At 66.8% G+C, this 11592-nt stretch carries 10 protein-coding genes; 8 read left to right on the forward strand and 2 right to left on the reverse strand.

Features of this window, described 5'->3' with window-relative positions; all coding sequences use genetic code 11:
• Positions 1-24 precede the first annotated feature (24 nt).
• The 4 genes from dnaE (at position 25) to EV278_RS03080 (ending at position 6117) form a co-directional block, all read left to right on the forward strand.
• A complete protein-coding gene (gene dnaE / locus EV278_RS03065; RefSeq protein WP_132086549.1) occupies positions 25-3459 on the forward strand; it encodes a DNA polymerase III subunit alpha in 3435 nt (1144 codons plus the stop codon).
• Positions 3460-3622: 163 nt separating this feature from the next.
• Positions 3623-3937 (forward strand): DUF5076 domain-containing protein, encoded by a 315-nt coding sequence (locus EV278_RS03070; protein ID WP_132086551.1) that lies wholly within the window; start codon positions 3623-3625, stop codon positions 3935-3937.
• A gap of 180 nt (positions 3938-4117) precedes the next feature.
• Positions 4118-4468 (forward strand): GFA family protein, encoded by a 351-nt coding sequence (locus EV278_RS03075; RefSeq protein ID WP_132086553.1) that lies wholly within the window; start codon positions 4118-4120, stop codon positions 4466-4468.
• A 1085-nt stretch (positions 4469-5553) separates the two neighbouring features.
• Positions 5554-6117, forward strand: coding sequence for a hypothetical protein (locus EV278_RS03080; RefSeq protein ID WP_132086555.1), 564 nt, complete (start codon positions 5554-5556; stop codon positions 6115-6117).
• A 41-nt stretch (positions 6118-6158) separates the two neighbouring features.
• Here the strand turns inward: EV278_RS03080 and EV278_RS03085 are convergent, their stop codons facing one another.
• Together EV278_RS03085 and EV278_RS03090 are read right to left on the reverse strand one after the other, a co-directional pair.
• The gene (locus EV278_RS03085; RefSeq protein ID WP_132086557.1) at positions 6159-6809 is read right to left on the reverse strand and encodes a haloacid dehalogenase-like hydrolase; all 651 of its coding nucleotides are present in this window, start codon (positions 6807-6809) and stop codon (positions 6159-6161) included.
• 96 nt (positions 6810-6905) lie between these two features.
• Positions 6906-7823 (reverse strand): HNH endonuclease, encoded by a 918-nt coding sequence (locus EV278_RS03090; RefSeq protein ID WP_132086559.1) that lies wholly within the window; start codon positions 7821-7823, stop codon positions 6906-6908.
• 337 nt (positions 7824-8160) lie between these two features.
• Here EV278_RS03090 and rpsB point away from each other — a divergent pair, with 337 nt between their 5' ends.
• The 4 genes from rpsB to frr all read left to right on the forward strand — a co-directional run bounded on the left by rpsB (position 8161) and on the right by frr (position 11590).
• Positions 8161-9003 (forward strand): 30S ribosomal protein S2, encoded by an 843-nt coding sequence (gene rpsB, locus EV278_RS03100; RefSeq protein WP_132086561.1) that lies wholly within the window; start codon positions 8161-8163, stop codon positions 9001-9003.
• Positions 9004-9111: 108 nt separating this feature from the next.
• Positions 9112-10050 carry a translation elongation factor Ts gene (gene tsf, locus EV278_RS03105; protein ID WP_132086563.1) on the forward strand — a complete coding sequence of 313 codons (939 nt, stop codon included), beginning with the start codon at positions 9112-9114 and terminating at the stop codon, positions 10048-10050.
• Positions 10051-10260: 210 nt separating this feature from the next.
• The gene (pyrH, locus tag EV278_RS03110) at positions 10261-10998 is read left to right on the forward strand and encodes a UMP kinase (RefSeq protein ID WP_132086565.1); all 738 of its coding nucleotides are present in this window, start codon (positions 10261-10263) and stop codon (positions 10996-10998) included.
• 25 nt (positions 10999-11023) lie between these two features.
• The gene (gene frr / locus EV278_RS03115; RefSeq protein ID WP_132086567.1) at positions 11024-11590 is read left to right on the forward strand and encodes a ribosome recycling factor; all 567 of its coding nucleotides are present in this window, start codon (positions 11024-11026) and stop codon (positions 11588-11590) included.
• The last annotated feature ends 2 nt before the right edge of the window (positions 11591-11592 follow it).

Consider the following 11592-nt stretch of genomic DNA (forward strand, 5'->3'; position numbering starts at 1 on the left):
GTCGTGTAGCGGTGAGGTGCGGTGATGTCGGGCAGTGAAGGTCAGGGTTTCGTCCACCTTCGCGTGCGCTCGGCCTATTCGCTGCTGGAAGGCGCCATCAAGGCCGATAAGATTCCCGGCCTGGCCGCGGCGGCAGGCATGCCGGCGGCGGGGCTGGTGGACCGCAACAACCTGTTCGGCGCGCTCGAATATTCCGTCTATTCCAAGGACTACGGCGTCCAGCCGATCATCGGCTGCGCGCTGGCGGTGTCGGGCATCGGGGCGGGGCCGACGGAGCGCTGGGCGCGCACGCCAACCATCACCCTGCTGGTCCAGAACGAGCAGGGCTATCTGAACCTCTCGGAACTGTCGTCCCTGGCCTATCTGGAAAGCGCCGAGCTGGCCGAGCCGGTCGTGCCCTGGGCCAAGGTGGTCGAGCACGCCGAGGGGCTGATCCTGCTGTCGGGCGGCACGGACGGTCCGGTCGATGCGCTGCTGGCGGCCGGCAAGACCGCCGAGGGCGAGGCCGCCCTGGCCGAGATGCAGCGTGTGTTCGGCGATCGCTTCTATGTCGAGCTGCAGCGTCACGGCCTGCCACGCCAGGCGGCCGCCGAGCCGGGTCTGGTCCACTGGGCCTATGACCACGACGCCCCCCTGGTCGCCACCAACGACGTCTACTACGCCAAGCCCAGCCTGTACGACGCCCACGACGCCCTGTTGTGCATCTCCGACGGCGCCTTCGTCGGTCAGGACGAGCGGCGGCGCGTGACCCCCGAGCACTGGTTCAAGCCGGCCGAGGACATGCGCAAGCTGTTCGCCGACCTGCCCGAGGCCTGCGACAACACCCTCGACATCGCCCGCCGCTGCGCCTTCATGGTGCACAAGCGCGACCCGATCCTGCCCAGCTTCCCCACCGGCGACGGCCGCAACGAGCCCGAAGAATTGACCTACCAGGCCGAGGAAGGTCTACGCCGGCGCCTGGCGGCGCTGCCGCAGCTGGCCGCGCCGGAAGAGGAGTATTGGGAACGGCTGAGGTTCGAGCTCGGCATCATCATCAAGATGGGGTTCCCGGGCTACTTCCTGATCGTGTCGGACTTCATCAAGTGGGGGAAGGAGCACGGCATCCCGGTGGGGCCGGGACGGGGCTCGGGCGCCGGTTCCCTGGTCGCCTGGGTGCTGACCATCACCGATCTCGACCCGCTGCGCTTCGGCCTGCTGTTCGAGCGCTTCCTCAATCCCGAGCGTGTGTCGATGCCCGACTTCGACGTCGACTTCTGTCAGGAGCGGCGCGAAGAGGTGATCTCCTACGTGCAGGAGAAGTACGGCCGCGACCGGGTGGCCCAGATCATCACCTTCGGCAGCCTGCAGGCGCGCGCCGTGCTGCGCGACGTCGGGCGGGTGATGCAGCTGCCGCTCGGTCTGGTCGACCGGCTCTGCAAGATGGTGCCCAACAATCCGGCTGCGCCGGTCACCCTGGCCCAGGCCATCGATATCGAGCCGCGCCTCAAGCAGGCGCGGGACGAGGACGCCAACGTCAAGGCCTGCCTGGACGTGGCCCTGCAGCTGGAAGGCCTGTTCCGCAACGCCTCGACCCACGCCGCCGGGGTGGTGATCGGCGACCGGCCCCTGACCCAGCTGACCCCGCTCTACAAGGATCCGCGCTCGGACCTCCCGGCCACCCAGTTCAACATGAAGTGGGTCGAGAGCGCCGGCCTGGTGAAGTTCGACTTCCTGGGGCTCAAGACGCTGACGGTCCTGGATCGGGCGGTCAAGCACCTGAAGAAGCGCGGCGAGATCATCGACCTGGGCCAGCTGCCGTTCGACGACGCCAAGACCTATGAGCTTCTCGCCTCCGGCCAGACGGTCGGCGTGTTCCAGCTGGAAAGCCAGGGCATGCGCGACACGCTGCGCAAGATGCGCTGCAGCTCGATCGAGGAGATCACCGCGCTGATCTCGCTCTATCGCCCCGGCCCGATGGACAACATCGACACCTTCGTCGACTGCAAGTTCGGCCGCAAGCCGGTCGACAACCTGCATCCGTCGCTGGAGAAGGTGCTCAAGGAGACCTACGGCGTCATCGTCTACCAGGAACAGGTGATGCAGATCGCCCAGATCCTGGCGGGCTACAGCCTGGGTGAAGCCGACCTTCTCCGCCGGGCCATGGGCAAGAAGAAGAAGGAGGAGATGGATCTCCAGAAGATCCGTTTCGTCGCCGGCGCCAAGGAAAAGGGCGTGCCGGAGGAGCAGTCGGGCTCGATCTTCGAACTAGTGGCCAAGTTCGCCGGTTACGGCTTCAACAAGTCGCACGCGGCCGCCTACGCCCTGATCTCGTACCAGACGGCCTGGCTGAAGGCCAATACGCCGGTCGAGTTCCTGGCCGCCTCGATGAGTCTGGACCTGTCGAACACCGACAAGCTGGCGGTCTTCCACCAGGACGCCCGGCGCTTCGACATCACCGTGCGTCCGCCCGACGTCAACCGTTCGGGCGCCGATTTCGAGGTCGAGAACGGCGAGGTGCTCTATGCGCTCGGCGCGGTGCGCAACGTCGGGCTGGAGGCCATGAAGCATCTGGTCGCCATCCGCGAGGAGGGCGGGCCGTTCCGCGACATCTTCGACTTCGTCGAGCGGGTGGATCCCAAGCTGGTCAACAAGCGGGCGATCGAGAACCTGGCCCGGGCCGGGGCTTTCGACTCGATCCACAAGAACCGCGCCCAGATCTTCGCCTCGGCCGACGTGCTGATCGCCCATGGTCAGAGCATCGCCGCCGACCGCCAGGGCGGCCAGCACGCCCTGTTCGGCGGCGATCCGGCCGCCGGTCGTCCGCGGCTGAAGAAGACCGAGCCGTGGACCCAGGTCGATCTGCTGGATGAGGAACTGGCGGCCGTGGGCTTCTACCTGACCGGCCACCCGCTGGACGACATGGTCGGGGTGCTGCGCCGCCGCCGCACGGCCATGCTGACCGAGGTCATTCCGCGCGCCGAGGCCGGCATGGAAGCCTTCCGCATGTGCGGGGTGGTGCGCCGCCGCCAGGAGCGAGCCTCGCAGAGCGGTGAGCGCTTCGCCTTCGTCTCGCTGTCGGATCCCAGCGGCGAATACGAGGTGCTGTTCCCGCCGGAAGCCTTGCGCAAGTGCCGCGAGGTGCTGGAGCCGGGCAAGGCGGTGTCGATCAAGGTCCGCGCCAAGGCCCGCGACGGAGAGGTGCGGTTCTTCGGCGACGACGCCGAACCGATCGAGAAGGCCATCGAGAACATGGTGGCGGGCCTGCGCCTGCACCTGTCGCCCTCGGCCACCGAGATCGAGGCTCTGAGAAAACGGCTCGAGCCGGCCGCCTCGCCGCGCGGCGGCGAGGTCAGCCTGGTCGCCGCCCTGGGCGGCGGCCGCGAGATCGAGATGAAGCTGCCAGGGCGCTATACGCTGGACGCCGCCTTGCGCGGCGCCCTGAAGACCGCGCCCGGCGTGGCCCTCCTGGAAGACGTGTGATGCGGACGGGCGCGTCGGCGAATGTGGTCTTGACCTTGTCGCGGGCGGACCGAAGGCGCGAGGACAGTGTCGTTCCCTGGGGCGACGGTCTTGTTTCGAAAGCGAGCTGCTTGGGCGCCCTAGGCTGTCGGTTCGATCTTGGATGGTCTGAGGCGGGGGCTTGATGAACGCGCTTGGAACTCCACCCGCGGCGCTGCGCGACGCGCAAGCCCTGGAGTTGGCCCGGATCTGGATCGCCGAGCCAGGACTACACTGCTCTCTGAGAATGGGACCCTATGCCGACGACGGTGCGGCCGGAGAGACCGCGGCCTGGGGCGTCATCCTGGCCGACATGGCGGGGCGCGTCGCCGATGCGCTGAGCGCCGAGGGGCTGGGGGCCCGGTCGGGCGTGCTTGAGGCGCTGGCCGAGCGTTTCAACGCGGAGATGGCTTCGCCCACATCCGAACTAAGGGGTGAGAGGGGCATTGAGGCGAACTGACGTCGTAATCGCAGCCTGGGCGCCGGGCTTGGACTCGGCCTTGTCGCGGGCGCCAACGACTCGGGGCGAGAGAATTGTGGCGGAGGCGGAAGCCTGTGGGCTCTCGAAGATTTCGTGCGCGCCGGGGCGGGCCTGGTTACTGAAACACACGGATCACATGAGCCGTCGAAGGGGAATGCCATGGCTAGACATGAAGGCGGCTGTCAGTGCGGCGCCGTTCGCTATGCGGTCGAGGTCGAACTCGATAACCTGATCGCCTGCAACTGTTCGCGATGCGGCAAGCTGGGATCGGTGCTGGCCTTCGCGCCGGCCTCGGCGTTCGAGCTGAGGCAGGGTGAGGAATCCCTGACCGAATACCGTTTCAACAGCCACAAGATCTCGCACCTGTTCTGCAAGACCTGCGGGATCCAATCCTTCGGCCGCGGGGTCGGGCCGGACGGCGCCGAGATGGCGGCGATCAATGTGCGCTGTCTGGACGATGTGGACGTCTTCGCGCTGGAACCTCGCAGGTTCGACGGCAAGTCGGTCTAGCGGCCTCTGAAGACGTCTGTCACGGCGCTCGACTCGACATCATTGCTTCTGTGGGGCAGGGGCCGGCTTCAGGCGCGGGGCGGACATAGGATCTGAATCACTGTTTTCCCGGTGGCCTGGGGACGCGAGGCCCGAATGATGATCGCAACGCGGCGCCAAAGGCCGCGATGCCTTTGCGGCGACGCGCCTGTTCTGGTTTTGGCCCGTCCGCTGGTCCAGTCCGGATGACCGTTCCAGCAATGCTATGGCAGACCTGCTACGGCGCCCGCTCGAACGCCAGCCGTTGGGGCGGATGGAATTCAACCTGCTGTTCAGCAGAGGCGCGGGCCTGGGCACGGATGCCGTGGCCCGCCTGGGACCATTCGAGCGGCGCGAGAGACCGCACGGACGGCAGGCGAGATTGCGGGTAAGGTCTCTGGACGATCTGGCTCAGCCGCCCTTGGGGCGGCCGGTGTCGTCAGATCGGTTTTCAGTCGAGGCGTGCTGATCGAGGTTGAGGCTTGGGCGAAGAGTTTCCGCAGGGGCGACGCGGCGACAAGGCCCCCAAGGGTCTGGGGCGCAATGCCGATCAGGGCTTCCACGAGGACGGGCCTACCGGACGCACTGCAGCGCCGCCGATCCCGAAGCCTGACTCTACAAGATGCGTGACCGCCAGCCCGGCTGGCGCGCCTTGAATCGGCGCGGCTCGGCGACGGCTCCAGCCGAGCGGGAGGCGATGCTGGAGATGCTCGATTTCCGTCCTAGTCGATGTCGCGTTACCTTGGCGGAGACAAGGCCTACGAGGCGCGCGCGTTCATCGCCGTCGCTGGCGCACCGAGCGATGGGGCATATCGCCGTCGATGATCATCTGTCCAAAACTCGCCCGACCATCATCGGGCTTCTGTAGGCCTCTCTGGGTCATGCGATCCGCCAGCGTCGCCTGAAACGCCTTGAGGCGGCGTTGGCGCAGCGGCCGGGGTGGCCGGGCCGTCGGCCAGGGTCGAAGCCTTTGCGAAAGGGGACGGGCGGTCCCCCGCACCCGCGGCGAGACTCCGCCGCCCTCATGCGCTCTATTGCTGTTCATCGTGAGAGGCCTGGAGGGCGCCATGATCCACAGCTTGAGGGCGGCGGTCGCAGCCGTGGCGCTTCTGCTCGGCGGTCCGCCGCTGGCCGCCGCCGCGCAGCCGTCTCCCGCCGGGGCGGCGAAGAGCCAGGACGGCCAGCGGGACTTTGACTGGGAGATCGGCGAATGGACGACGCGCCTGTCTCGCCTCCAGCACCCTCTGACCGGGTCGAACACCTGGGTCGAGTACGAGGGGGTGACTGTCGTCCGACCTGTGCTGGACGGCAGCGCCAATCTGGTCGAGCTGAAGGTCAAGGGGCCGGCCGGCCGGATCGAGGGCCTGTCCCTGCGCCTCTACGATCCGGACGCCAGGCAATGGAGCCTCAACTTCGCCGCCGGCGGGGTGCTCACCCGGCCGGTCTATGGCCAGTTCAAGGACGGTCGCGGCGTCTTCTACGGACAGGACACCTTGGGCGGTCGAGCCATACTGGTGCGCTTCATCATCTCCGACGTGACCGCCAACTCGGCGCGCTTCGAGCAGGCGTTCTCGGATGACGGCGGCCTCACCTGGGAAGTGAACTGGATCGCCATCGACACCCGTCGCTGAAGGCGGGGCTTCGCGCGTCGCCGTCGAACGGGAGGGGCTTCCTACCACGCCATGGCGCGGCCATTGGGCAGGCGGGCGCGGCCGAGGCGGCGTTTGGCGGCCTTGCCGCAGCCGACGATCATCGGCGTGTCGGCTCCTTGCAGCAGCGGCAGGTCGTCGAGGCTGTCGGTATAGGCGTAGGCCCAGCGCTGACCGTGGCCCGCTTCAGCCAGGGCCTGGCACTTGCGCCGGTGCCGGCAATGGACGTCGGCCACCCAGCCGCCGGCTCGACGCTTCAGCGAGGTGCCGAGTACGACGATGGGCCGATCCAGCGGCGCGATCAGGGCCTGGGCCAGGATGGTCGGCGCCGCGGTGACCACCACCACCTCGTCGCCATGGGCCAGGTGTTCGTCAAGCGTCGCCATGCCTGGCCCGCGCCAGCGCAGGGGCAGCGCCTTGGCCTGGAACTGGCCGGCGAAGTCGGCGCAGGACTTGCGCAGCTTGCGCTCGCATAGCCCGGCCGTGGCGATCCACAGCAGGATCGAGGCCCCGGCCCGGCGGGTGCGGGGCGCGATCACCATCGGAATGGCGACCGGAGCGACCAACAGCGTGGCCAGAAGTCGGGGAACGGAGCGGCGAACCCGGCCCCACAGCCAAAGCGCCGTGGAATCGCCGTCCAACAGAGTGCCGTCGAGATCGAAGACCGCGAGCATGGCCTTCTCCTAACGCCCGAACCTGTCAGGCATGTGTCACGCCCGTGGGCGCGGTGTGTCGGTCTGTGGATAAAATGCGGTCGGTGACCTTTTCGCTCACACGTCGCCGAAGGCCTGCCTGTGTCGCGCGACATAGGCGGGGTGCGGCCAGAGGTTCCGGTCCGCGGGTAAATGGATGCGGTCCATCTGATTGACGAACAGCCCGCGCAGTTCGCTTGGCACCTTGTTGTGAGAAACCAACAATCGGTAGTCGTCGGTCAGGGAGATCAAATGGCGATCGAATAGCCAATGGATTGTGCCGGATAGGGCGATGCCGTTCTGTATGGTGTCGGGACCGCCGTCGCCCACGGGCCAGATGTGGGCGGCCTGGACTTCGGACCGACCACCACCGTTGATGATCTGCAGGCGTGTCACCGCGCAACGATCATCATAGGCCTCGCAGACTTGCCTTCGAAAGTTCGCATCTCGGATTTTGCGATTGATCAGGATCGCCTCGACGCGTCGGGCCTGCTCCGCTGGCGGAGCATCGAACACGAACGTTTCGCTGAGCTCTTGAAAGCCGCCGGGTGGTCCTAAGCGAGGTGCGTTTGATGGCTCCAGGGTCTCGCTCAAGCCTGCTAGGACGATTGCCGCGAAATCCGCGTCGTCCAGCGGCCTCATGGCGCGACCCTGGACGCCCGCGCCAACCCGATTTGCGTCCTCGATCGCTCGCAGCGGGCCCTCCCAATAGCCAAGCTGCCCAACGAAGGGCACGGGGGCGTCGAAGGGGAGATAGTCGCCAAGCATCGCGTAGGCGTGGTCTGGGCGTATCGGATCAGGCCTGACGTCCAATACGCGTGCAACCGCCACATAGGCTCTGCGGCCTCTATTTCGCTGAGGTTCGCGCAAGATGACCCAATCGCCCTGTGCTGCGAGCGCGGCGGCCATGTAGTTGCTGCGCGCGGGAAAATGATAGCGATGGGGAAGTTCGTCATCATAGCCAGAGTTTGGCTTGGTGTCGAAAACAGCCTTCACAGTCAGTCCCTAGTTGGCCGCAAACATCCAAGCGTCGCGGAGCACTGGAGCACTGGAGCACTGGAGCACTGGAGCACTGGAGCACTGGAGCACTGGAGCACTGGAGCACTGGAGCGCTGCCAGCTTGACCGGTCAAGGGCATGATCCCGCACCATACCGCTCCATACCGCGCCTAAGGGCTTGCTTTTTGGCGCGTTCGCGCCTATCTGCGCGGCCATTCCACACGTGGACGTGCGGCGACGCCGGGGAGACATCCCGTCGTTACCGTTCCGGTCCCGGTCCGAATCGTCGGAGCGGGGGTGTCCACGGAGGTTCAACCGGAAGAAGGAGACCTATCATGGCGCTTCCCGAATTCTCCATGCGTCAGCTCTTGGAAGCTGGCGCCCACTTCGGCCACCAGACGCACCGCTGGAACCCGAAGATGGACCGCTACATCTTTGGTTCGCGTTCGAACATCCACATCATCGACCTGTCGCAGTCGATCCCGCTCCTGCACCAGGCCCTGGTGAAGGTGCGTGAAGTCGCCGCCGCCGGCGGCCGCGTGCTGTTCGTCGGCACCAAGCGCCAGGCCAGCGACCCGGTCGCCACGGCCGCCAAGCGCTGCGCCCAATACTATGTCAACCACCGCTGGCTCGGCGGCACCCTGACCAACTGGCGCACCGTCTCGGGCTCGATCGCCCGTCTGCGCGAGCTGGAAGGCGTTCTGTCCGGCGAAGGCCAAGGCCGTTCCAAGAAGGAACTGCTGCAGCTGACCCGCGAGCGCGACAAGCTGGAGCTGTCGCTGGGCGGCATCAAGGACATGGGCGGCATCCCCGACATCATGTTCGTGATCGACACCAACAAGGAAGCGATCGCGATCCTGGAAGCCCGCAAGCTGAACATCCCGGTCGTCGCCATCCTCGACACCAACTGCGACCCGGACGGCATCACCTATCCGATCCCGGGTAACGACGACGCCGCCCGCGCCCTGCAGCTGTACTGCGACCTGATCGCCGACGCGGTGCTGGACGGCCTGGCCGCCGGCCAAGCCGCCTCGGGCGTCGACCTGGGCGCCTCGGTGGCCCCGGTCGAGCCGACTCTGGCTCGCGAACTGACCCCGGAACCGGTGGCTGACGCCGCCGCTCAGGAGGCCACTTCGGAAGCCCTGGACGCCGTCGCCGACGAGCCGGCCGCGAGCTGATTTTCCGACCACCGCGTCGGGACCTCGGTTCCGGCGCGGTCGTTGTGACCCTGTCATGCGACCGAGCTATCAAGCTCGGTCGCTAAACGTTTGAATCTGGAGGATTTCATGGCTGAGATCACGGCAGCGCTGGTGAAAGAACTGCGCGAAAAGTCCGGCGTCGGCATGATGGACTGCAAGAAGGCCCTGCAAGAGAACGGCGGCGACATCGACGCCTCCATCGACTGGCTGCGCGCCAAGGGCCTGTCCAAGGCCGCCAAGAAGGCCGACCGCGTCGCGGCCGAGGGCCTGGTCGGCATCGCCGTCCGCAACGACGGCGCCGGCATGACCGCCGCCGCGGTGGAAGTGAACGCCGAGACCGACTTCCTGGGCCGCAACGACCTGTTCCAGAACGCCGTCCGCAAGATCGCGGCCGTCGGCCTGGACAACGACGGCGTGGAGGCCATCAACGCGGCCAAGACCGCCGACGGCGAAGTCGTGTCCGAAGTGCTGACCAACCTGATCGCCACCATCGGCGAGAACATGGTCCTGCGCCGTTCGGCCAAGTTCTCGGTCGCCCAGGGCGCGGTGTCGTCCTACATCCACAACGCCACCGCCCCGGATCTGGGCCGGATCGGCGTGCTGGTGGCCATCGAAGGCGCCGGCGACCAGGCCAAGATCCTGGAACTGGGCCGCAAGATCGCCATGCACGTGGCCGCGACCGCCCCGCTGTCGCTGTCGCCGGACGACCTGGACCAGGCCGCCATCGAGAAGGAACGCCAGATCTTCACCGAGCAGGCGCTGGAGTCGGGCAAGCCCGCCGCCGTCGTCGAGAAGATGGTCGAAGGCCGCATCCGCAAGTTCCTGGAAGAAGTCGTGCTGCTGAAGCAGGCCTTCGTCATGAACCCGGACCAGACCGTCGAGCAACTGGTCGCCGAGGCCGGCAAGGAACTGGGCTCGCCGCTCACCGTGAAGGGCTTCGTCCGCCTGGCCCTGGGTGAGGGCGTCGAAAAGGCTCCGGAAGGCGATTTCGCCGCCGAAGTCGCCGCCATGGCCGGCCAAGCCTAAGTCTTTTCCGACGCCCACCGTCCTCTGGGCGCGGGCGTCGGACGGGACCGCCTGAGGAAGGCGCGGCGCGCATCGAGCGCGCGCCGCGCCTTTTTTGCGCCCCGGTCGCGCAACTGCACGCGATCTGGCCGGTTTGAGCCCGGAAAACCGATCCCACTTTTCCGGAACGCGCACTATGTTGCGTCCCGACGACTCAGGAAGAGCCTCCGCATGTCCGAACCCCAGCACAGACCCTATCGCCGCGTGCTTCTGAAGGTTTCGGGCGAGGTGCTGATGGGCGACACGCCCTACGGCATCGACACCAAGACCGTCGAGTCGGTGGCCGAGGACATCCGCGAGATCGTCCAGTCCGGCGTCGAGCTGTGCCTGGTGATCGGCGGCGGCAACATCTTCCGCGGCATGGCCGGCGCGGCCAAGGGCATGGAGCGCTCCAGCGCCGACTACATGGGCATGCTGGCCACGGTGATGAACGCCCTGGCCATGCAGGACGCCCTGGAGCGCATCGGCGTCTCCACCCGGGTGCAGTCGGCCATCCCGATGGCCACGGTCTGCGAGCCGTACATCCGCCGCCGCGCCCAGCGGCATCTGGAGAAGGGCAGGGTGGTGATTTTCGCCGCCGGCACCGGCAACCCGTTCTTCACCACCGACACCGCCGCGGCCCTGCGCGCCGCCGAGATGCAGTGCGACGCCCTGTTCAAGGGCACCAGCGTCGACGGCATCTACAGCGCCGATCCCAAGAAGGATCCGGCAGCCAAGCGCTACGACACGCTCAACTACATGGACGTGCTGGCCCAGGACCTGCGGGTGATGGACGCCTCGGCCGTGGCCCTGATGCGCGACAACAACATTCCGATCGTGGTCTTCTCCATCAAGGGGCGCGGCAACCTGCTGAACGTCCTGAAGGGGCAGGGGACGCACACCGTCGTTTCCGGCGCCCGCGCCGCTTAATTTCCCAGCGAAGAGAGCCCAAGCCATGGCCACCGCCGAAAAACCCGTCCTGTCCCGCTACAGGGACCGCATGGACAAGTCCGTCGTCGCCTTGAAGGAGGAATTCGCCTCCCTGCGCACGGGCCGCGCCTCCGCCAGCCTGCTGGACCAGGTGATGGTCGAGGCCTACGGCTCGTCGACCCCGCTGAACGCCGTGGCCTCGATCAGCGTGCCCGAGCCGCGCCAGATCAACGTCAACGTCTGGGACAAGGGCGTCGTCGTCTCGGTCGAGAAGGCGATCCGCAATTCGGGCCTGGGCCTCAACCCGGTGGTCGAGGGCCAGAACCTGCGCATTCCGATCCCGCCGCTGACCGAGGAGCGCCGCAAGGACCTTGTGAAGATCGCCGGCAAGTACGCCGAGCAGCAGAAGGTCGCGGTCCGCAACATCCGCCGTGACGCCAACGACGACCTCAAGAAGGCCGAGAAGGCGTCCGTCATCAGCGAGGATGAGCTGAAGAAGATGGAGACCGAGGTCCAGAAGATGACCGACGAGGCCATCAAGCGCGTCGACGAGGCCTTGAAAACCAAGGAACAAGAGATCATGCAGGTTTAGCA

The sequence above is a fragment of the Caulobacter sp. BK020 genome, assembly GCF_004342605.1.
In the GTDB taxonomy this organism is placed as follows: Bacteria; Pseudomonadota; Alphaproteobacteria; order Caulobacterales; family Caulobacteraceae; genus Caulobacter.